This is a genomic window from Streptomyces caniscabiei (genome assembly GCF_014930365.1).
GTDB classification, from domain to species: Bacteria; Actinomycetota; Actinomycetes; order Streptomycetales; family Streptomycetaceae; genus Streptomyces; species Streptomyces caniscabiei.
Genome location: NZ_JABXWI010000004.1, coordinates 600,517 through 621,955, shown reverse-complemented (window position 1 = coordinate 621,955; position 21,439 = coordinate 600,517). Strand labels below are relative to the sequence as shown.

The window sequence follows — 21,439 nt, the reverse complement described above, 5'->3', positions numbered from 1 at the left end:
AAGGACTGATCCCCGTGCGCCCCACGCCCCCTCCCGTGCATCTCCCGCGCCAGCTCGACCCGTTGCACGACCTGCCGGACAGCCCCGAGGCGTACGACGAGGTCCTCACCGGCGTCGTCGAACAGGCCCTCGCGCGCATCACGCCCGAGGGCAACCTCGAACACCCCGACTGCGTCGACGACATCGGCGACACCTCCCTCGGCATCACCTCCCTGCTCGCCCTCGCCTGGCAGCGCACCAAGGACCCGCGCCTGCCGGAGGCGGTCGGCCGCAGCACCGACTTCCACCTCCGGGAGCGCGTCTTCACCGACGACAACCCCGGCTACCCGAACCTCAGGGTGCGCGACTCCGGCTTCCCGTACGCCCGTTACACCCTGGCGCCCGGCGCCCACCCGATCGGCGACTGGCCGAGCACGGTATGGGCGCTGCTCCAGGCGGTCAACCTGCTCGACCTCGCCGAGGGCCTCCTCACCGACGAACAGACCGGCGCACTGCGGGAGATGAGCCGCGGCTACTGGCGCTGGCTCACCGAGGCGACCTTCTTCAACCCGCAGGAGGCCGGCAACCAGGCCATCGGCTGCGTCGTCGGCGGCCTGATGCTCGCCCGCCACCTTCCGCCCGAGGACGGCGAACGGATCCGCGCACAGGCGCTCACCCTGTACGCCGACGAGATCCGCGCCCACCGGGTACGCGACCGGGGCGCCCTCCTCCCACCCGAGCACGGCGGCGCCTACGACAACAACTACGGCCCCATCTCCCTGTCGTTCCTCGCCCAGGCCCACCGGGTGAGCGGCGAGGAGATCTTCGCCGAGGACGGGGAGGCGGTCGCCCGCTACATCGACGCACGCCTCACCGTCGGCGGCTTCGACAACGGCGGCCCCCGCTACAGCGAACAGCACTCCGGCTTCGAGTCCGTGCTCGGCCTGCGCTACTTCGGCCACCGCGTCGGTGCCGACCTGGGCCGCTACCGGGGCGACACCCGATGGGGCCGGCACGCGGTCAAGCCGGACGGCGGCGTCGACGGCCACTTCGCGTGGATGCTGGTCTGGCAGATCCAGGACACCACACCCTGGCACCGCACCCCGTCCACCCGGCCGGTCCGGCACCAGCTGCGGGCGGGCCGGGTCTCCGTCGCCTTCGACTCCAGGATGACGCCCGCCCTGATCGAGGCCGACGGGACCTATCTCCTCCCCGCAGCCGTCGACCGCCAGCACGGCTTCGGCCCGGTCGTCGACGGGTTCCTGCTCTGCCGGCCCATGGGCGAGACCCGGGTCCGGGACGTCCGGGCCGACGGCCTCGCGGCCAAGCTCGTCACCAAGCCCGTCGTCACCCGCGACCACGTCCTGCGGCACGTCCAGTCCCTGTACGTCACCGACGGCACCCGACTGTGGACCACCGTCGCCGTCGAACGCCTGCCCGGCTCGCCGTACCTCCTCGCCGGACTGCCGTACGTGGCGGACGACGCGCAGGGCCTGCGCCGGATCGCGGACGCCGACGTGACCTCGGCCGGCGACCTGTGGCTGACCCACCCGGCCGCCGAGGGCCCGGAGTTCTTCGACGCCCGCGCCGACACCACCCAGGAGCGCGCCGCCTTCGCCCTCGCCGCCGACCCGCGCGGCTACGGCAACCCCGACGAGGGCTGGTCCCACCTGGTGGCCTCCACGGCCGTCGAGGCCACCCCCGCACCGGATGCGCCGGACGACCTCAGCGTCTTCGCCGTCCGCTACGGCGGGTCCGGCGCGGTCTTCGACCCCACGTTCGACCGCGTCGCGGACGGGCTGAGGGTCCGCACGGAGGCGTTCACGGCCGTGATCGGTGACCCGGCGGGCGACGACCGGGGCGAACCGACCCTGACGCTGCGCCCCTGACCCCCCGCGCCCGGCCACAGGCCGCACAGACCGGCAGCCCGACGTTCCTGACGACGTCGGGCTGCCTCATTCCCCCGGCCCGTTCCTACGCTCCGGCCTCCACCACGGGCATCGCCGACGCCGGCACCACCAGGTCCGCGTACGGCCTGGTCGTCGCCACCAGCTCCGCGTTGCGCTCGTCCGTGCGGAGGACCCAGGCGACCGCCTCGTCATGTCCCTTGCCGAACTCCTCGTGGCGGGCGACCAGACGACGGACACGCTCGGCCTCGTCCAGCTCGCAGAACCACACCTCGTCCAGGTGGGAACGGACACGCGACCAGGGTTCGCCGGGCACCAGCAGATAGTTCCCCTCCGTCACCACCAGCCGCGCGGACCGCGGGACCGGGATCGCCCCCGCGATCGCCTGCTCCAGGGTCCGCTCGAATCCCGGCGCGTACACGACGTCGTCCTCGTCGCCCCGCAACCGCTCCAACAGTGCCGCGTACCCCGCCGCGTCGAACGTGTCCGGCGCGCCCTTGCGGTCCCGGCGGCCCAGCCGGTCCAGCTCCACGTCGGCCAGATGGAAACCGTCCATCGGGACATGGGCGACCCAGGGCTCGCCACCGCCGTTGAGCTCCCGGGTCAGCCGCTCGGCCAGGGTGGTCTTGCCCGCACCGGGGCCGCCCGTGACACCGAGGAGGACGCGGCGGTCGGGGCGGGCCAGGGCGGCGGCCCGGTTCAGCAGGCCGTCGAAGGTCACAGACATGAGGAAGACGGTAGACCCCACCGGCGTACTCGCGCCCGGACCGGGCAGACGACCCCTGCTGTCGACCGAGGCGAGAAAAATCGGAAGGTGCCCATGCGTGCAGGACCCTGGTCGGAGCCGGACGGCGACGACGAGGCGGTGCGGGAGGAACTGGCGCGACTGCGCGCCGAGGTACGACAGCTGCGCACCCGGACGGAGAGCCGGGCGTCGGTCGCCCAGGCACAGGGCATGCTGCGGGAGCGCTACGCCCTGCCGGACGCCGAGACCGCGTTCGCGCTGCTCCAGCGGGCCTCGCAGCAGTACAACGTCAAGCTGCGCACCCTCGCCGAGGCCGCGGTCGGCGCGCCGCGCCCGGATGCCCGTGGCGCGCTGTGGTTCCCCGGCCGGGCCCGGCACGCGGAGCCGACCCTCAGCTTCGAGGAGGCACGCGACCGCCGCGTCGGACGCGGCAACCGGAGCGAGGTCCTGACGGCCGTCCTCAGCCAGGCCCTCGCCGTCGTCGGCACCGACATGGGCAACGTCCAGATCGCCGACCGCGTCGAGGGCGGGCTGCGCCTCGAACGGCACAGGGGACACCCGGCGGACTTCGTCGACTTCTTCGCCCACGTCGGTGAGGAGGGAACCTCCTGCGCCAAGGCCGCGCGGGAGGTCGCCCAGGTGACCGTCCAGGACGTGGCGACCGACCCGGTGTTCACCGACGACGCCCGCTCCGCGATCCTCCACGCGGGCAGCCGCGCCTGCCACAGCGTGCCGCTCACCAGCACCTCCGGACTGTGCGTGGGCATGGTCTCCGCCCATTTCGAACGACCGCTGAAGGGGCTGACACGTGCTCAGCTCAAGGCGCTGGCCGTCGCCGCCGCGGAGACGGGCGAGTGGCTGGCCTGGTACGACCGGACCGTCGTGCTGGACGCCCTCGAACATCTGCACGCCCTCGGCCGCGCCCACGGCGGCGGCAGCATCAGCCGCCGATGACCTGCTTCTCACCCGCCCGGCACACTGACTTCCGTACGACGGGGAACCCCACCTCCATGACCGCACCGAGCGAACTCACCGAACTGGGCCTGCCCCGGCGGATCCGCGCCTGCCTCTTCGACCTCGACGGGGTCGTCACCAGGACGGCCGTCGTGCACGCCGCCGCATGGCAGAAGGCCTTCGACGAGTTCCTGCACCGACGCGACGGCGACGACTTCCGGCCCTTCGACCCCGCCGCCGACTACGACCAGTACGTCGACGGCCTGCCCCGCGCCGACGGCGTCCGCACCTTCCTGGCCTCCCGGGACATCCACCTCCCCGACGGCACCCCCGACGACCCGCCCGACGCCCCCACCGTGCACGGCCTCGGCAACCGCAAGAACGACATCCTGCTGGACCTCATCCGCACCGACGGCGTCGAGGCCTACGACGGCACCCTGCGCTACCTCGAACGCGTCCGCGCCCACGGCCTGCGCACCGCGATCGTCTCCTCCAGCGCCAACTGCCGGGACGTCCTGCGCTCCATCGACGCCGAGGACCTCTTCGACGTACGGATCGACGGCGTGGTCGCCGCCGAACGCGGCCTGCCGGGCAAACCGCGCCCCGACACCTTCCTCGCCGCCGCCCACGACCTCGGCGTCGAACCCGCCGACGCCGCCGTCTTCGAGGACGCCCTCGCCGGCATGGACGCCGGACGCGCGGGCCGCTTCGGACACGTCGTCGGCCTCGACCGCGTCGGCCAGGCCGACGCGCTGCGCGCCCACGGCGCCGACACCGTCGTGGCGGACCTCACGGACCTGGGGGAGTGGGCGTGATCACACACAGGTCGTACGGCGTCGAACCGTGGGCGCTGAGCGAACAGGGCCTCCACCTCGACGTCCTGCCACAGAGCGAATCCGTGTTCGCCCTCGCCAACGGCCACGTCGGCTGGCGCGGCAACCTCGACGAGGGCGAACCGCACGGGCTGCCCGGCACCTATCTCAACGGCGTCCACGAACTGCACCCGCTGCCCTACGCGGAGGCCGGCTACGGCTATCCCGAGTCCGGGCAGACGGTCATCGACGTCACCAACGGCAAGCTCCTCCGTCTGCTCGTCGACGACGAACCCTTCGACCTGCGCTACGGCCGACTGCGCTCCCACGAACGCGTCCTCGACCTCCGCGCGGGCGTGCTGCGCCGCAGCTGCGAGTGGACCTCCCCGGCCGGCACGACCGTCCGGGTGCGCTCCACCCGCCTGGTGTCCTTCACCCAGCGCGCGATCGCCGCCGTGGCCTACGAGGTCGAGGCCGTCGACGGCGAGGCACGCGTCGTCGTCCAGTCGGAGCTGGTCGCCAACGAGCAACTGCCCCGGCACGAGGGCGATCCCCGGGCCGCCGTCGCCCTGGAGGCCCCGCTGGAGGCGGAGGAGCACTTCGCCGACGGGACGCGGCTCCGGCTGGTCCACCGCACCCGGCGCAGCGGTCTGCGTGTCGCGGCCGCCGCCGACCACGTCGTCACCGCGCCCGGCCAGATCACCACCGGCGCCGAGAGCCGGGACGATGTCGCCCGGCTCACCGCCACCACCGTCCTGGCGCCCGGCGAGCGGCTGCGGGTGGAGAAGACGGTCGCCCACGGCTGGTCGAGCACCCGTTCGCTGCCCGCGGTCGGCGACCAGGTCGACGCCGCTCTCTCCGCCGCCGCGTACGGCGGCTGGCAGGGCCTCGTCGACGAACAGCGGTCCTACCTCGACGACTTCTGGGCCCGCGCCGACGTCGAGGTCGACGGCGACGAGGAGATCCAGCAGGCCGTACGCTTCGCCCTGTTCCACGTCCTCCAGGCGGGCGCCCGCGCCGAACAGCGCGCCATCCCCGCCAAGGGCCTCACCGGTTCCGGCTACGACGGCCACGCCTTCTGGGACACCGAGACCTTCGTCCTGCCGCTGCTCACCCACACCGCCCCCGGCGCGGTCACCGAGGCCCTGCGCTGGCGGCAGAACACCCTGCCCGCCGCCCGCGACCGCGCGGCCCAACTCGGCCTGAAGGGCGCCGCGTTCCCCTGGCGGACCATCGACGGCTCGGAGCGCTCCGCGTACTGGCCCGCCGGCACGGCCGCCTTCCACGTCAATGCCGCCATCGCCGACGCCGTGGTCCGCCACACCGCCGTCACCGGCGACACGGCCTTCGAACGCGACACCGGCGTCGAACTCCTCGTCGAGACCGCCCGGCTCTGGCGCTCCCTCGGCCACCACGACCACCACGGCGCCTTCCACATCGACGGCGTGACCGGCCCGGACGAGTACAGCGCCGTCGTCGACGACAACACGTACACCAACCTCATGGCCCGCCGGAACCTGCTGGCAGCCGTCGACGCCGTCGAACGCCATCCCGACCGTGCCCGGCAGCTCGGCGTCGACGAGGAGGAGAGCGCCGCCTGGCGCGACGCCGCCCAGGCCATGTACGTCCCCTACGACGACGAACTGGGCGTCCACGAGCAGCACGCCGGGTTCACCCGCCACCAGCGCTGGGACTTCGAGAACACCGGGCCCGACCAGTACCCGCTGATGCTGCACTTCCCCTACTTCGACCTCTACCGCAAACAGGTCGTCAAGCAGGCCGACCTGGTCCTCGCGATGTACAAGTGCGGCGACCGCTTCGACGACGACCAGATGGCCCGCGACTTCGCCTACTACGAGCCGCTCACCGTCCGCGACTCCTCCCTGTCCGCCTGCTGCCAGGCCGTCATCGCGGCCCAGGTCGGTCACCTCGGTCTCGCCTACGACTATCTGGCCGAGTCGGCGCTGATGGATCTGGCGGACCTGGAGCACAACACCCGCGACGGCCTGCACATCGCCGCCCTCGCCGGCACCTGGACGGCGCTGGTCGCGGGCTTCGGCGGGATGCGCCAGCACGGCACGACCGTCGGCTTCGCACCCCGCCTCCCCGAGCGCCTGAGCAGGCTCGCCTTCAACGTCGGGCTGCTCGACACCTGTCTGCGCGTGGAGATCAAACCCCGCCACGCCACCTACACCCTGCTGTCCGGCGACACGCTGACCGTCCGTCACCACGGTGAGCCGGTCACCCTCGACGGGGACAAACCCCGGCGCCTGGACATCCCGGCGCCGACATCACCCGGCCCGGCGCCGGACCAGCCGCCGCACCGCCGCCCGGGACGCCGCCGGGGGAGGGCGGGCTGAGACGCCGGGCGGCCGGGGACGTGCTCCGCGCGGCCGTCAGCCGCAGAAGGCGGACTCCAGTGTGCGGTTGACCGTCGCGTACACCGTGCCGTTGTTGGAGGTGTTGGCGAACGAGGTCACACTGCGCTTGCCGTTCTTCGAGGTGAACGCCCACGTGTAGTAGCCCTGCACCGTCCCCGTGTGCCCGTACACCGAGACGCCGCACGACAGGTCGCGCCGGCGCAGCCCCAGCCCGTACGCCTGGGTGCTGTTCACCGGCGTCCACTTCAGCATCTCCTTCAGCCGGGCCGCCGAGGTGAGCTTGCCCTGCACCAGCGCGGACATGAACGTGTTCAGGTCCTTGGCCCCGGACACCAGACCGCCCGCGCTCTGTGCCCACGACGTCGTCTGCTGCGTCGAGTCGATCTTCTTGCCGGAGGAGTCGGCGGTCATGTAACCGCGCGCGTGCTTGCCGGGGATCGTGTTCTTCGGGTGGACGTAGAACGTGTCCGCCAGCTTCAACGGCTTGATGATCCGGTCCTGGTACGCGGTCGCCACCGGCTTCTTGGTGATCTTCTCGATGAGCATGCCCGCGACGACGAAGTTGGCGTTGGAGTACGCGTAGGACGCGCCCGGCTTGTTGGTCAGCGGCTCGGCGAGCGACAGGTCCATCAGCTGACGGTAGGTGAACACCTTGTTCCGCACCTTCTCGAACCCCGCCACGCTGGGGGAGAAGAGGGTGTTGGCGTAGTCGTACAGGCCGCTGCGGTGGCTGAGCACATGGCGCACGGTGATCTTCTTGTCGGGCAGCAGGCCCGGCAGGTAGGTGTTGACGGAGGTGTCGAGCTTGATCTTGCCCTCGTCGACCAGTTGCAGCAGGACCACCGCCGTGAACGTCTTGGTGACGCTGCCGACGCGGATGCGGTCCCCGGTGCCGAGGGCCCGCTTGGTGGACCGGTCCGCGACGCCCTCCGCCAGATGATGCACCTTGCCGTTGTCGTCGATCCTCGCGAACGCGCCCGGCGCCCCTTGCGACAGCGCCGTGCGCAGCGTTTTTCGCAGCTCGGTCGTGTCGGGCCCCGCCGCGGGGGCCGCGTGGGCGGGGACCGTCAGGAGGGAGGACAGGACGACCGCGCCCAGCGTCGCCACACCCGTGCCCACCGTTCTCGAAACCAGCGTTCCCGAAACCATCTGAACCATCCGATTCGTCTCCTGTTGCCCGCCGTCATCGACACGTGCATTGGAGTCGAGTGATCACGGAGAGTCAAGTAGCCAGGTCTGAGGGCGAGTTGCCCGACTCGAAAGAGGGACAGTCGGGTGGATCGGTTTCAGCCGCCGAAGAGCTGGGTCCAGTACGTGCCGGCCGCGCCGCCGCCGACGAATCCGATACCTATACGGGTGAAGCCGGGTTTGAGGATGTTCGCCCGGTGCCCGGGGCTGTTCATCCAGCCGAGCACCACCTCGGCGGCGGACCGCTGGCCGCACGCGATGTTCTCCCCGATGGAGCGCAGGGTGGAGCCGGCCGCCGCCGCGCGGTGCCAGGGTTCGCCGCCGTCGGGGGAGGTGTGCGCGTAGAAGGCGCGGGCCACCATGTCGGCGCTGTGCGCCTGGGCGGCGTCGGTGAGACGGGGGTCGGGAGAGAGCGGGGGGAGACCGGCCCTGGCCCGTTCGGTGTTGGTGAGGGTGATGACCTCGGTGGCGGTCCGGTGGAGGCCGGTGGGGGAGAAGGGCTGCGCCCAGAGGGCCGTCCAGTAGACGGTTCCCGAGCGGGGGTCGGTGGCCTGGCCGAGACCGGTCTCGGCGCAGGCGGGGTCGTGGAGGGTCTGTCGGGCCTGTCGTTCGGAGAGGCAGTAGTCGACGAACTCGGCGGGGTCGCGAGGGCCGGAAACCAGGTGTTCGCCGATGGTGAGGTAGGCGTAGCCGGTGGCGGTGACGCGTTGGTGGACGGAGAGGCCGTCGCTCTCCGAGCCGAGCCGGCGCTGGGCGGCCATCGCGGTGGCGTGGGCCTGGGCGGCGGTGATGAGCCGGGGGCTCAGGGTCAGGGGAGGGGAACCCGCGGTGGCGCGCGTGGAGTTGACCAAGCGGAGGAAATCGTGGGCGGTGGTCGGCGGGTTCGTGTTCACGGTGCGGTCCGGTGGGGGCTGGTCGCGCAGTTCCCCGCGCCCCTGACGGGGCGCGTCCTCCAGTACCTCCACGCCGAAGTCCCTCGCCACGCCCGACAGTCCGTCCGCGTACCCCTGGCCCAGCGCCCGTAGCTTCCAGCCCTGTCCCTTGCGGTACAGCTCCGCCAAGAGCAGTACGGTCTCGCGGGCCGGGCGCGGTGGGGTGAAGCGGGCGATCGTGCGGCCGTCGGGGGTCGTGACGAGCAGGGTCGGGGCGGGCAGGTGGCCCAACGGTGTGTCGGGGGCGGCCGGACTGATCGCGAGGGTGAGGCGGGTGGCGCCCGGGCGGAGGGCGGTCGGGGTCACCGTCATGGTGTCACCCGCCAGCCGGGCCCCCGGGGCCGTCGGCTGGTTGTAGAAGACGAAGTCCGCGTCGCCGCGGACTCTTCCGGTGTCGTCGGTGACGAGGGCGGAGACGTCGAAGGGGCCCGGCACCCTGATCGTCAGGGTGCCGCTCGGCAGGAGGATGTTGCCCCCAGGTACCAGCTCGTTCATCGGTGCCGTCCGTCGCAGTGACCGTCAGCCCGACAACGCCTCATCCCCGTACGGCGGTTCCCGTGCCCTCCTGCTGCTCCATCGCCGCCAGGGCGTCCTGGCGGCCGGAGCGCATGGACCTGATCGCCAGCAGGAGGACCCCGATGTCGTCCAGGTAGACCGGGTCGGGCACCAGGTCGGTCGGCAGGACGAGATAGAGGACGGCACCCCAGAAGACCCACTTGGGGCCGGTGGGAAGTCCGGCCCGGCGCAGTTCGCGTCGGGTGCGGACGAGCCGCAGGAGCAGCCAGACCGCGGCTCCGAGCAGCGCGGCCGCGACCACCGCGACCGCGACGATCACCCACGTCCAGGAATCCATCTCTCCCGCCCCTCCGTCGGGCCGGGCGGGGCGCCCGGCCGGTGCTGTCCATCGTCTACCCCCGGCGGCGCCGTGTACCGAGGCGCGCGGGGGCGGAGAGCGGGTCAGTGCGCGGCGCGGGCCAGGTTGTGGTCGACGAGGGCCTGGCTGACGGCCCGGATGGAGCGGGCCATGTGGTTCAGCTGCATGACCTCGGCGGCGTACATCTTGATGGTGTGCTCGATGACCGACTCGGACATGCCGAGGCTGGGCAGCTCGGAGCGGGCGGTCTGCAGGGCGGTGCGGGCGACCCGGATCTCGTGCTGGACCTGGATCTGCGCGTGGCGTGCGAGCAGCACGGGGTGGCGCATCATCGCCGGATAGGTGCCGTAACGGGCCGGCACCAGCTCGCGCAGCCACTTGGCCGCGGACCGCTCCCAGTCGTAACTGCCGGGTGTCTTGACCTGACACGGCCAGTCCGTGCGGAGGGGCGAGGTGGTCAGGGCCATGTTTCAACACTCCGGTCTTGCATCGACGCCATGGGTGCAGCAGCGGTGGGGGGAGTCCGGGCGGCCCCGGCATAGGGGATGGCCGGGGCCGCCTCCCGGGGCGCCGTGGCGGGTAGGAGCGGACGGTCCCGGGTGGACGACGTGACCCGGCGTTCCACCGGGTCACGATCCGCGAGCAGTATTTATATATACCCCTGAGTATGCAAGGGCATGGAAAAATTCATGCCGGGAAAGACAGGAAGAATCCCCCGCTGTCCTGGCATGGGGGTGGAGCGCGATCAGTCCCTGAGGAAGAACTGGTGCTGCTCCGACACCTGCTCGTACGCCTCCAGCCGGGCCTGGGTGCGCTCGGGGTCGGCGTCGGTCATGGCCTGCAGCAGGGCGGAGGACATCATCACGGGGGCCGCGTAGGAGTCGAAGACCAGGCGGGAGCCGGTGCCGGTGGCGAAGACGGCGTCCGCCTCGTCCGCGAGCGGCCCGAGCGCCAGATCGGTCACCAGGGCCACCTTGAGCCCGGCACCGTGGGCGACCCGCAGCGCGGTCAGCGTCTCCTGCGCGTGCCGGGGCATGGAGAACGCCAGGACCCACGTACCGCCCGCCTCACGGGACTGCAGCAGCGTGTCGTAGGCGACCGTGCCGCCCTTCGTCACCAGCCGCACGTCGGGGTGGATACGGCGCGCGGCGTACGCGAAGTACTCGGCGAGCGCGCCGGAGATCCTGAGGCCGAGGACGGTCAGCGGGGCCGAGCGGGACAGGGCGCGGCCGATCTCGATCACCTGGTCCGGGTCGGCGAAGTCGCGCCGCAGGTTCTCCAGGTTCTCGATCTCCGCGTCCACGGCGGCCTGCAGTTCGTTGCTGCGGTCCGCCGCCGTGACCCCCGGGGCGCTGGCGAGGGTGGCCAGCGCGATGCCCTGGAGCCGCTCACGGAGCGCGGGGTAGCCGCTGAATCCGACGGCCGCCGCGAACCGGGTCACCGAGGGCTGGCTCACGCCGACCCGTTCCGCGAGGTCGGTGATCGACAGGAACGCGGCCTCGGTGATGTGCTCGATCAGGTACTGGGCGATCCGCCGCTGCCCCGGGGAGAGCCGGGGGCCGTCGAACAGCTCCCTGAGCCGGGACGTGGGCGACTGCTCGGTGTCCGGGGCGGTCCGCCCCGACGTGATCGCTGATGCCTGCGCACGTGCCTGCTGCGGCGATGGCACGCGCGCGCTTCCTTCGTCTCCCACGAGCACTCAACATAGCCCACGGCCCGTGCCGGGCCGGGCGGATCCCGCGACCTGCGAGAACCCCGTTTCGGGCACACCATGGGGGTACTCGGGGTACCCGCACCCTGTCGCTCACCCGAGGGAGAAGGCTCGTGACCCTGCCCAGTCTGCCCGTGTCCCAGGTGGAGGTCGTGCTCTGCGACTGCTCCGCCCAGGACGCCGAACGCGTCTTCGCGTGTCTGCGCGCCCACTTCGAGTCGGACCGGAGCCCGGACGACCCGCCGCACGAGACCGGCACGGACCGGCCCACGATGTGGACCGGCATGTACGACACCGCCGCCGTCTCCACCGGCGCCGGCCGCCGGCCCGAGTCGCCGTCCGCGCCCGTCACCGTCGAGGTCCAGGGCAGCCCGCCCGCCGTACGGCTGCTGCGGTCCGCCCTGGAGGAGGAGTACGCCGTGCGTCAGGTCGGCGTGGACGCCGGTGACCAGGAGGTCCAGCTCCAGCTGCGGGTCGAGGGGCGGGAGGGGCGGGGCTGATGACGACTCTGGGGGTGGGTACCGGGCGAGCGGCCCGGAGTTCGGTGACCGAGGGCGCGGCCCGCGCCGGACTGACCGCGCGCGGCGTCATCTATCTGCTGGTCGGGGCGCTGGCCCTGCAGATCGCCTTCGGCGGGAGTTCGGAGCAGGCGGACCGGCAGGGTGCCCTGGAGGAGATCGCCGAGAAGCCGCTGGGCTCGGTGATGCTGTGGGCCCTGGGCATCGGCCTGGTGGGCATGGCGCTGTGGCGGCTGTCGGAGGCCGTGTTCGGGGCGGCGGGCCCCGACGGCCAAAAGTGGACCAAGCGGCTCGCGTCGGCCGCGCGCTTCGTCTTCTACGCCTTCGTCGCGTACTCGGTGCTGACCTTCGCGGCGGGCGGCGGCGGGGGAGGCGGCGGTTCCAGCGACGAGCAGTCCCGGGACGTCACGGCACGCGCGCTCGAACTCCCCGGCGGCCAGTGGCTCGTGGGCGCGGCGGGCGTGGGTGTGATCGCCGCGGGCGGGTGGATCGGCGTACGGGCCGCGATGCGCTCGTACCACAAGCACCTCAGGCTCGGCGAGATGTCACGGCGCACGCGCCGACTCGTCGACGTCACGGGTGTGGCCGGTGGGGTCGCCCGTGGCCTGGTGTTCGCCACGGCCGGTGTCTTCGCCGTCCGCGCCGCGATCCAGTACGAGCCGGACGAGGCCAAGGGCCTCGACGACACCCTCCGCTCCTTCGCCGATTCCCCCGCGGGCCCGGCGCTTCTGGCCTGCGTCGCGGCCGGGCTGGTCCTGTTCGGGCTGTTCTCGTTCGCCATGGCGCGCTGGCGCAAGGTGTGAGGGACGCCGGGAGGACGATCCGGCCGGAGCGCGGGACGCCTCGCCTCCGGCCGGGTGCCGGATTCGCTCACGGGAACAGTCGGTCGAGGAAGGCGTTCCCGTACACCCGGTGCGGGTCGAGCCGGTCCAGGATCTCCCGGGCGCCGGCCCAGCCCGGCCCCGCGCCGTCGTCGAAGGACTCCGGTACGACGGTGCCGAGCACCTCCTCGTCGCTCCAGGCGGCCTCGTCCGTGTAGGCCCAGCCCTTGGACCACTCGACCCGGGTGAGGGCGTGGCCGCCGTCGTACGTGGCGAGCAGGAACCGCTCCAGCTCCCGGAAGAACGCCTCGGCGTCCGGCGTCCCCGGCAGCGTCAGCACGTCCAGCCACACGGCGGTGTCCCACTCGGGCCGGTCGGCGCGCGGTCGCAGCGCCGAGAGCAGGGGGGCGCGGGCGCCGGTCACCCCGACGTCCGCCGGGTCGTCGAGGCCGGTCACCCGGATCTCCACCGACCCGTTGACGGGATACCGCCCCCGGGCCGCGTACGCGGCGAGCCGCTCCCGGTAGAACGCCGCGAACTCGGAGACCACCCGCTGCACCTGGTCCCGCGAGGTGAGCACCGCGTACCCGTTGGCCGTCACCCGCAGCGTCGTCGGCTTCAGATACAGGAGCGTGTTCTTCGACGGCCCCCAGATGTCCGCCGAGAGCGTGGTCGTCAGCCCCAGCGAGGCCGTGGTCAGCTGGGTGTTGCCCAGCACCGGCGCGAGGTACCAGGCGGCGTCGGACACCATCCGGCCGACGAGGTCGGCGACGACGGTCGGCACGTTGTCCGAGAAGGGGTAGTTGTACGGCGAGGTCACGCGCCGGGAGGTGAGCGGGCGGGTCGGCTCGACGCTCCACACCTTGAACCAGGGGAACTCGGTGAACGCGAACCAGATCGCCTCCAGGCGCCCCGCCTCGTCGAGGAAGCTCGCGAAGGTGCGCCCGCCGCTGCCTGGAGCGGCGAACAGCTCCCCGGCGGGGATGTCGGTGCGGCTCAGGCACCGCAGATTGGTGTTCTCCCCGACCCGCAGCACGACCTCGGTGACCAGCGCCCGGCCGACATGGGTGAGCAGCGCGGCCCCGTCCGCGTCGTCCCGCCGGAACGTCCGCAGCACGTACGCGTCGCTGTCGGCGTCCCACACCACGGCCGTCAGCGACAGGACGAGGTTGCTGAGCGAACCGTAGGTGTGACCGGGCGGCCGGGTCTCCCCGCGCGCCGGTACGGCCGTGCCGTGCGCGTCGACGGCGAGGGCGCCGCCGATCGAGAGGTCACCGGGCGCCGGGCAGGCGGTCACGCCGAGGCCGTGGCCCTCCAGGAAGGTGAGCAGCCCTTCCAGCGAGGCGCCGGAGCCCACCCGGACGGCGGCCGGGTCGGTGGACTCCAGGGTCATGCCGGTGAGGTGCGTGGTGGTGTCGACGAGCAGCACGGGGGCGTCGGAGTCGGTGCCGGGGGTGATCGTCAGGGGAGACCAGCCGTGGGAGAGGCCCCGCGCGCGGACCGTCCAGCCCTGCCCACGCGCCCAGTTGACGACCGCCACCACCTCCTCCGCGTCGGCCGGCGCGGACGCCCACAGGGCGGGCGCGGTGATCTCCCCGTCCCAGTTGCGGTACACCGACCTGTACAGCTCGACGTCCGGGGGGAAGCCGGGCAGTTCGGCCGCGGCGGCGGCCGGGTCCTGGCGGACGAACTGCGGGGTGAGGGCGAGCGCGGCGGTGCCGAGGAGGAAACCCCGGCGGGACGGTGCTGAGGAGTCGGTCACGACGATCACGCTAGGCCGGAAAATGACACATGTGACCGATCCGCCAACTGGATTCACTCGTGAGAGTGAAGGTGCGCAGGGGTTGCCAACTGCTCGCCTTGGAGCGTGCGCGAGGGCGCTTTAGCTCGATCGTGTGATGGTCGGCTTGCAGGCTTGCAGGCTTGCAGGCTTGCGGCGGCCTCGGCTTTTCGGGCTACGGTGGTCATGCGATCTGGGACGCCGGGTGTGGTGTCAGCGTGCGGGGCCCCTGCTCCACCGGAGTGATGGTTCAGGCCTCCCCGTCGCCTCTGGCTGCACCCATATGGCCAGGTCGAGGGAACTGGCCTCCCGGGATCGGACCACGTACAGGATGCGTGTCGCTGCCCCGGGGTTGAGTACGCCGGGGACCTGGGGGCACCTCCCACGCCCTTAAGGCAGTGGGGGAGCGCCCAAGACCGTTCGGGGCGTGCGGCTGAGTGGGCTCACTCCTGCTCAGTCCACAGGAACGGTGTGCTTGTGCCGCGGAGTCACGGCACCATCCAGGGAAGGGGACATCGACCGACCGGGAGGACCTGTGACCGAGGCGCACGGCAACCAGGGCCGAGGCCGCGACGAGACCGAGGACGAACGGGCCGACCGCCGCTGGAGCGAACTCATCCAGGAGGTGCGGGTCGCCCAGACCGGCGTGCAGATCCTCTTCGGCTTCCTCCTCACCGTCGTCTTCACCCCGCGCTACGACGAGCTCCCGCAGACCGAGAAGACCATCTACATCGTCACCGTCGTCCTGGGCGCCGCCGCCACCGGCGCCCTGATCGGTCCCGTCTCCTTCCACCGGATCGTCGCCGGACGCCGCATCAAACCGGCCGCCGTGCAGTGGGCGAGCAGACTGACCGTCGTCGGTCTCGTCCTCCTCCTCGCCACGATGACGGCGGCCCTGCTGCTGATCCTGCGCGTGGCCACCCACGACGAGTACGTGCCGTGGCTCGTCGGCTGCGTGGTCCTCTGGTACCTGCTGTGCTGGATCGCCCTCCCGGCCTGGATCCGCCGCCGCCACTCCGGCGACGAACCCCCGGCGCGCCGGCCCGTCGACCGGTGACACCGCGCGCCGGCACGCCGACGGGGTGAAGCCGGGCGCCGTCACACCCGTGGGTGACGTCCCCCGATGGCGTGAATGGCGGTGTTGCCCGTGGGCCGGGTGGTGCGCGAGCGTGGCGTGTCATGGACCGTGACCAGAGTCGCCCCACCCCACCCCTGACCCGCCGTCGACTCCTCGCCGCCACCGGTGCCACGGGGGCCGCCGCGGTCCTCGGCACCGCCGGCCCGGCCGCACCCGCCGCCGCCCGGCCTCGTACCGCGGGCACCGGCCTCTCCCTCACCTTCAGCCGCGCCACCAACGGCTCGGCGACCCTCGCGCCCGCCGGCGACACCCTCGTCGCCGAGATCCAGAGCGGCCTGTGGTCGCTCCCGCGCGACGGCGGCAGGGCGGTCCCCCTCACCCCCGCCGGCCTCGAACCCAACCGGCCCACGCACTCCCCGGACGGCGCACTCGTCGCCTTCTGCGCCTACCAGGGCGGCGGCTTCCACCTGTGGACCATGCGTCCCGACGGCTCCGACCTGCGACAGCGCACCGACGGCCCCTGGGACGACCGGGCACCGGCCTGGTCGCCCGACGGCACCCGGCTCGCCTTCGGCTCCGAACGCGGCGGCGACCCCGACGCCCCCTCGGGCGGCAGCCCCTACCGCATCCACGTCCTGCACCTCGCCACCGGCGACATCACCCCCGTCACGGGCCTGCCCGACCAGAACGGCCCCCTCCAGGACGGCCCGTGGGAGGACTTCGACCCCACCTGGTCACCGGACGGCACCCGGCTGCTGTTCGTGCGCGGCAAGGTCGTCACCACCGGCACCACCCCGTCCGTCGAGTCCCGCACGATCGCCGCCGTGGCCGCCGACGGCAGCGGCGCGGTGACCGTCGAGCACACCGAGACCGCCGCCGCCCAGGTCATGACCCCGGCCGTCGCCGCAGACGGCCGCCTCGCCCACCTGCGCACCACGGCCACCCCCAACGGCTCCTGCACCCTCGTCGTCGACGGGCGGCCCGTCGAGGTCGACGGCGACCTCGCGCCCGTGCCGCCCCGCTGGACGGCCGACGGCCGCCTGCTCCTCACCCTGGACGGCGGCTTCAGCCTCGTACGCCCCGACGAACCCGCGCAGCCGGAGGAGATCCCCTTCGAGGGCGTGCTCCCGGTGGACCGGCCGCGCTACCGGGTCAAGAAGTACGACCTCGGGGAGGAGCGCGTGCGCCCCGTCCGGGGCATCCACCTGCCCGCCCTGTCGCCGGACGGCCGCAGCGTCGCCTTCGCCGCCCTCAACTCGCTCTGGCTGGCGGACACGTCGGGCGGCCGCCGGCCGAAGCGGCTGCGCCGGTCGCCACCCACCCGCACCCTGCTCGCACCCTCCTGGGCACCCGACGGACGCTCCCTCGTCTACGCCGACGACCGCGACGGCCTGCTCGGCGTGTACCGACACGATCCGGCCACCGGCGAGGAGACCGCCCTCGCGACCGGCGGCCGGGTCATGCCCGCGCTCTCGCCCGACGGCGAGCGGCTCGCCTGCCTCGACATGGCCGGCCGGCTCGTCGTACGGGACCTGGCGAGCGGAGCGGAGCGCGTCCTCGCGGCACCGCTCGGCGGGGGCGGCATCCCCGGCAGGCCGAGCTGGTCGCCCGACGGCCGGTACCTCGCGCTGTGCGATCGCAACCGTCTGGGCGCCCGTTTCCGGGAGGGCTACAACCTGATCCGGATCGTCGACACGACGACCGGCGCCGACCGGCTGCACGCGGTCGCGCCCCACACCTCCATCGCCGACCGCTACGACTCCGGGCCCGTCTGGTCACCCGACGGACGCTGGATGGCCGTGATCGTCGAATCCGCGCTGTGCCTGCTGCCCGTCGACCCCGACGGCACCCCGCGCGGCGGACTCCGCACCCTCACCACCGAACCCGCCGACCACCCCACCTGGTCCGGCGACTCCAGGACCCTGCTCCACCAGTCCGGCACCCGGCTCCGCCTGATCGACGTCTCCGGCTCCCACGCCCGCACCGTCCGGGTGCCGCTCGACCGCACCCGGCCCACGCCCGCGGACACCGTCGTCCACGCCGGGCAGCTGTGGGACGGCACCGGCGAGACGGTTCGCGACGACGTCGACATCGTCGTACGCGGCGGCCGTGTCACCGCCGTCGAACCGCACCGCGGCAACCGCCGCGCCGCGCTCCGCCGGATCGACGCCTCCGCGCACACCGTGATCCCCGGCCTCTGGGACAGCCACACCCACCCCTGGCAGAGCACCTACGGCAGCCGCCAGGCCACCGCACAGCTCACCTACGGCGTCACCACCGCCGTCTCCCTCGGCGGCTTCGCCCACGAACAGGCCCGCATCCGCGAGGAGGTGAACGCCGGCCGGCTCGCCGGGCCCCGGCTGCTGACCACCGGCGAACTCCTCGACGGCGCCCGGGTCGCGTACAGCATGGGACGCGCCCACCGCACCAGGGCCGGACTGCGCCGCTCGCTCGAACGGGCCGAGGCGCTCGACTGGGACTTCGTCAAGACCTATGTACGGGCGCCCGGTTGGGTCATGAGCGAGGCCGCGCGCTTCGCCCACGAACGCCTCGGCGTCCGCACCGGCGGACATCTGCTCTCCCCGGGAGTCCAGCTCGGCCAGGACCTGACGACCCATCTCCAGGCCACCCAACGCGCGGAGTTCGGCCACGCCATCACCGCGAGCGGCCGGGCCCACCAGGACGTCGTGGAGATCTACACCAGGCAGGGCGTCGACTTCTCCCTGATCGCGACCCCCTTCACCGCCGCACCCCTCATGGGCGCCGACCCCGCCCTCGCCGACGACCCCCGGGTCACGGTCGTCATGCCGCCGTGGGACACCGCCGTCGTCCGGCAGGGCGCGGGAATCCCGCCGACCCCCGCCCAACTCGCCGCGCTGCGCACCGAGACCGACATCTACCGGCGGATCCTCGCCGACGGCGGCCTCGTCGCCGTCGGCACCGACCAGCCGCTCGGACCCGTCGGCCTCTTCCTCCACCTCGCCCTGCGCGCCCTGCACGCCGGCGGACTCGGCCCCGCCGAGACCCTGCGCACCGCGACCGTCCTCCCGGCCCGCCTCTTCGGCCTCGACGGCGACCTCGGCACCGTCGAGACGGGCAAGCTCGCCGACCTGACGATCGTCGACGGCGACCCCTTCACCGACTTCGCCGACCTCGTCCGCACGGTGTCCGTCCTCCGGGGCGGAACCCCGTACACCACCGAGGAGTTGGTGGCCGCGTACCGGCCCGCGGCCCAGCGCGCCAAGGCCGCCGGGACGGAGGAGGACTGGCTGGAGGTCGGCCGGACGATGCGCCGCGACGGCTGCTGCCACGACGGCCACTGACGTCTCGACGACGGTGCCGCCCCGAGGACCGGCCGACGTCAGTGATCGGTGCCCTTGCCGATGAACAGCTCCGCGAAGGTCGACGCGGCGGCGGGCGAGCCGAGCACACGGCGGAGCCTCGCGGTGGCGGCGCCGGCCCGGAACGGGTCGCCGGAGGACGGCCCGTGCAGCAGCTCCGCCAGCCACTGCGAGAACTCCTGGTAGTGCCAGACCCGGCGCAGACAGGCGTCCGAGTAGCCGCGCAGCCCGCTGTCGTCGCCCGTGCCGAGGCGGGCGACCAGGGCGTCCGCCAGGAGCAGGGCGTCGTGCAGGGCCAGGTTCATGCCCTTCGCGGCGATGGGCGCGACGAGGTGCGCGGCGTCACCGGTGAGGTACAGCCGGCCGTACGCCATCGGTGCGGTGACGTAGTTGTGCATGTCGAGCACCCGCTTCTCGACCAGCGGGCCCTCGGTGAGCGGCCGGGCGCCGGATGCCGTGAGGCGGGTGTGCAGCTCCGACCAGACCCGGTCGTCAGGCCAGTTCGCCGGGTCGTCGCCGACCGGGACCTCCAGGTAGTAGCGGGTGATCTCGGGGCTGCGCGCCATGTGCCCGGCGAAGCCCCGGGGATGCACCCCGAGGACGACGCAGTCGGACGACGGAGGCGCCTCCGCGAGCAGTGCCAGCCAGCCGACGCCGTGGTCGTGCCGGGCGACCGTGACGTGCCCGGCCGGCAGCGCGGTCCGGGTGACACCGCGGGCCCCGTCACAGCCCGCCACGAACTCGCAGAGCAGGACGCGCCGTTCGCCGGTCGCCGGATCCACGTACGACACCGACGGCTGCTCACCGTCGATGTCGTGCAGCTCGACGTCGCGCACGCCGAAGCGGATGTCGCCGCCCCGGACGTCGGCGTACTCCCGGACCAGGTCCGTCACCAGCAGGGGCTGCGGGTAGACGTAGTGGTGGTGACCGGTGATCTCCGTGTACGGGAAACGCCGCCGCTCACCGGCGAAACGGAACTCGAACTCCGTGTGCACCGGGGCCCGTTCCACGAGCCGGTCGGCCAGGCCGCGCCCCTGGAGCGCACGCACCGCCCACTCCTCCAGGAACCCGGCCCTCGGGCGCCGCTCGATGAACGCGCGGCTCTCGGTCTCCAGCACCACACAGTCGACGGAGGCGGCGCGCAGCAGGTTGCCGACGGTGAGCCCGGCCGGTCCGGCGCCGACGATGACGACGGGGGTGCGCTCGGGCGGAGTCGGGCCCGGCAGGGGAGCGGGGGTGGTCACCCGAGCATTATGCCGGGTGACCGGTGAGCGGCCTCAAGTGCCGTGCTGAGCAAGGGCGTTGAGGACCCGGCTGCCGTGTCACCGCAGCTCGAACCGGTGCGCCCACTCCGCGATGTCGGCCGTCGTCGCGTTGCCGCCGCAGACCACGAGGCCCAGCCGGGCGCCGTCGCCGACGCGTGCCAGGACCTGCCGGGCGGCGGGCAGCAGACAGCCGGCGGCCGGTTCCGTCCACACCTTGCCGTGCTCGGCGAAGTCGAGAACCCCCTGCACCGCCTCGGCGTCGGGCACCACGAGGACGTCCTCGACGAGGGCGGCCACATGGTCGTAGGTGAGCCGGGACACGGAGGGCGCGCTGAGGGTGGTGACGACGGAGGAGAGCGGGACCGTCACGGGGCCGCCCGCCGCGAGGGCCTCGCTCATCGCCGTGGCACCGACGGTCTCCACGCCCCAGACACGGACGCCGGGCAGCAGGGCCTTGGAGGCGGCTGCCACGCCTGCCGCGAGGCCGCCGCCACCGATGCTGACGAGCACGTCCGTGAGCGCGCCGGTGTCCGACGTCGACCCGGTCGACCCGGATGTCTCCAGGTCCTCGGCGAACTCCAGGCCCACGGTGCCCTGCCCGGCGATCACCAAGGGGTCGTCGAACGGGTGGACGAGGGTGAGCCCCTCCGACCGGAGCCGCTCGGTGAGCGCGAACGCCTCCGCCATCCCCTCGGTGAGCCGCAGCGAGGCACCGGCGGCCTCGACGAGGTCGGCCGCCCGCCGGGGCGCGGACCGGGACATCACCACGGTCGCCTTGATGTGCAGCGCGGCGGCCATGTGCGCCAGCGCGATGCCGTGGTTGCCGCCGCTGACCGCGACGACCCCGGCCGCCCGCTCCGCGTCCGTCAACGTCAGCAGCTTCGCCGTCGCGCCGCGCGCCTTGAACGAGCCGGTGCGCTGGAGCAGTTCCAGCTTCGTGGTCACCGGGGCACCGAGGAGCGCGGACAGCCCCGGGCTCGCCACGGTGGGGGTCCGCACGACATGGCCGGCGATCCGCTGGGCGGCGTCCTGGATCTCGCCGATCCCGATCAACACGATGTCACTCCGTTCGGTGGGGCCGGTTTTGGTGGTGGGGGGCGTTGTCAGGTGCGGGTGGGTGGGGGCTGGTCGCGCAGTTCCCCGCGCCCCTGAA

General features: G+C 73.0%; 17 protein-coding genes. 8 read left to right on the top strand and 9 right to left on the bottom strand.

The window, feature by feature from the left end:
* The first annotated feature begins 35 nt into the window (after positions 1 to 35).
* Positions 36 to 1,868, top strand: a complete 1,833-nt coding sequence (locus tag HW837_RS14395) for a hypothetical protein (RefSeq protein ID WP_045560149.1) — start codon at positions 36 to 38, stop codon at positions 1,866 to 1,868.
* Positions 1,869 to 1,953: 85 nt separating this feature from the next.
* Here the strand turns inward: HW837_RS14395 and HW837_RS14390 are convergent, their stop codons facing one another.
* Complete coding sequence (locus HW837_RS14390; RefSeq protein ID WP_193379611.1) at positions 1,954 to 2,613, bottom strand: nucleoside/nucleotide kinase family protein; 660 nt, start codon at positions 2,611 to 2,613, stop codon at positions 1,954 to 1,956.
* Between the two features lie 93 nt (positions 2,614 to 2,706).
* Here HW837_RS14390 and HW837_RS14385 point away from each other — a divergent pair, with 93 nt between their 5' ends.
* The 3 genes from HW837_RS14385 to HW837_RS14375 are packed head-to-tail and all read left to right on the top strand — an operon-like array spanning position 2,707 to position 6,757.
* The gene (locus HW837_RS14385) at positions 2,707 to 3,585 is read left to right on the top strand and encodes an ANTAR domain-containing protein (protein ID WP_052682988.1); all 879 of its coding nucleotides are present in this window, start codon (positions 2,707 to 2,709) and stop codon (positions 3,583 to 3,585) included.
* Between the two features lie 56 nt (positions 3,586 to 3,641).
* Positions 3,642 to 4,400, top strand: coding sequence for an HAD family hydrolase (locus HW837_RS14380; RefSeq protein WP_045560151.1), 759 nt, complete (start codon positions 3,642 to 3,644; stop codon positions 4,398 to 4,400).
* The gene (locus HW837_RS14375) at positions 4,397 to 6,757 is read left to right on the top strand and encodes a glycoside hydrolase family 65 protein (RefSeq protein WP_193379612.1); all 2,361 of its coding nucleotides are present in this window, start codon (positions 4,397 to 4,399) and stop codon (positions 6,755 to 6,757) included. The genes HW837_RS14380 and HW837_RS14375 overlap by 4 nt, the downstream gene beginning before the upstream one ends.
* Positions 6,758 to 6,793: 36 nt before the next feature.
* Here the strand turns inward: HW837_RS14375 and HW837_RS14370 are convergent, their stop codons facing one another.
* The 5 genes from HW837_RS14370 to HW837_RS14350 form a co-directional block, all read right to left on the bottom strand.
* Entirely contained in the window at positions 6,794 to 7,897 is a 1,104-nt protein-coding gene (locus tag HW837_RS14370) for a serine hydrolase domain-containing protein (RefSeq protein ID WP_093790951.1), read from the bottom strand.
* Between the two features lie 167 nt (positions 7,898 to 8,064).
* Positions 8,065 to 9,393 (bottom strand): CAP domain-containing protein, encoded by a 1,329-nt coding sequence (locus HW837_RS14365; RefSeq protein ID WP_045560152.1) that lies wholly within the window; start codon positions 9,391 to 9,393, stop codon positions 8,065 to 8,067.
* A 40-nt stretch (positions 9,394 to 9,433) separates the two neighbouring features.
* Positions 9,434 to 9,751 carry a YkvA family protein gene (locus tag HW837_RS14360; RefSeq protein WP_045560153.1) on the bottom strand — a complete coding sequence of 106 codons (318 nt, stop codon included), beginning with the start codon at positions 9,749 to 9,751 and terminating at the stop codon, positions 9,434 to 9,436.
* Between the two features lie 104 nt (positions 9,752 to 9,855).
* On the bottom strand, positions 9,856 to 10,239 hold the full coding sequence (locus HW837_RS14355) for a hypothetical protein (RefSeq protein ID WP_045560154.1): 384 nt from the start codon (positions 10,237 to 10,239) through the stop codon (positions 9,856 to 9,858).
* Positions 10,240 to 10,517: 278 nt separating this feature from the next.
* Positions 10,518 to 11,441, bottom strand: a complete 924-nt coding sequence (locus tag HW837_RS14350; RefSeq protein WP_093790950.1) for a MurR/RpiR family transcriptional regulator — start codon at positions 11,439 to 11,441, stop codon at positions 10,518 to 10,520.
* Between the two features lie 155 nt (positions 11,442 to 11,596).
* On the opposite strand from HW837_RS14350, the gene HW837_RS14345 reads away from it, so the two are divergent.
* Together HW837_RS14345 and HW837_RS14340 are read left to right on the top strand one after the other, a co-directional pair.
* Complete coding sequence (locus HW837_RS14345) at positions 11,597 to 11,983, top strand: hypothetical protein (RefSeq protein ID WP_045560156.1); 387 nt, start codon at positions 11,597 to 11,599, stop codon at positions 11,981 to 11,983.
* Positions 11,983 to 12,804 carry a DUF1206 domain-containing protein gene (locus HW837_RS14340; RefSeq protein ID WP_193379613.1) on the top strand — a complete coding sequence of 274 codons (822 nt, stop codon included), beginning with the start codon at positions 11,983 to 11,985 and terminating at the stop codon, positions 12,802 to 12,804. The genes HW837_RS14345 and HW837_RS14340 overlap by 1 nt, the downstream gene beginning before the upstream one ends.
* Positions 12,805 to 12,871: 67 nt before the next feature.
* Here HW837_RS14340 and HW837_RS14335 read toward each other — a convergent pair whose 3' ends face one another.
* Positions 12,872 to 14,584 carry a cholesterol oxidase substrate-binding domain-containing protein gene (locus tag HW837_RS14335; protein ID WP_045560262.1) on the bottom strand — a complete coding sequence of 571 codons (1,713 nt, stop codon included), beginning with the start codon at positions 14,582 to 14,584 and terminating at the stop codon, positions 12,872 to 12,874.
* A gap of 553 nt (positions 14,585 to 15,137) precedes the next feature.
* On the opposite strand from HW837_RS14335, the gene HW837_RS14330 reads away from it, so the two are divergent.
* Together HW837_RS14330 and HW837_RS14325 are read left to right on the top strand one after the other, a co-directional pair.
* Entirely contained in the window at positions 15,138 to 15,659 is a 522-nt protein-coding gene (locus tag HW837_RS14330) for a DUF6328 family protein (RefSeq protein WP_045560158.1), read from the top strand.
* Positions 15,660 to 15,781: 122 nt separating this feature from the next.
* Positions 15,782 to 19,003 carry an amidohydrolase family protein gene (locus tag HW837_RS14325; RefSeq protein ID WP_193379614.1) on the top strand — a complete coding sequence of 1,074 codons (3,222 nt, stop codon included), beginning with the start codon at positions 15,782 to 15,784 and terminating at the stop codon, positions 19,001 to 19,003.
* Between the two features lie 38 nt (positions 19,004 to 19,041).
* Here HW837_RS14325 and HW837_RS14320 read toward each other — a convergent pair whose 3' ends face one another.
* Positions 19,042 to 20,265: a 4-hydroxybenzoate 3-monooxygenase gene (locus HW837_RS14320; RefSeq protein ID WP_313895488.1), complete on the bottom strand. Its 1,224-nt coding sequence runs from the start codon at positions 20,263 to 20,265 to the stop codon at positions 19,042 to 19,044.
* 78 nt (positions 20,266 to 20,343) lie between these two features.
* Positions 20,344 to 21,339 (bottom strand): pyridoxal-phosphate dependent enzyme, encoded by a 996-nt coding sequence (locus HW837_RS14315; protein ID WP_045560264.1) that lies wholly within the window; start codon positions 21,337 to 21,339, stop codon positions 20,344 to 20,346.
* Positions 21,340 to 21,439: the final 100 nt, after the last annotated feature.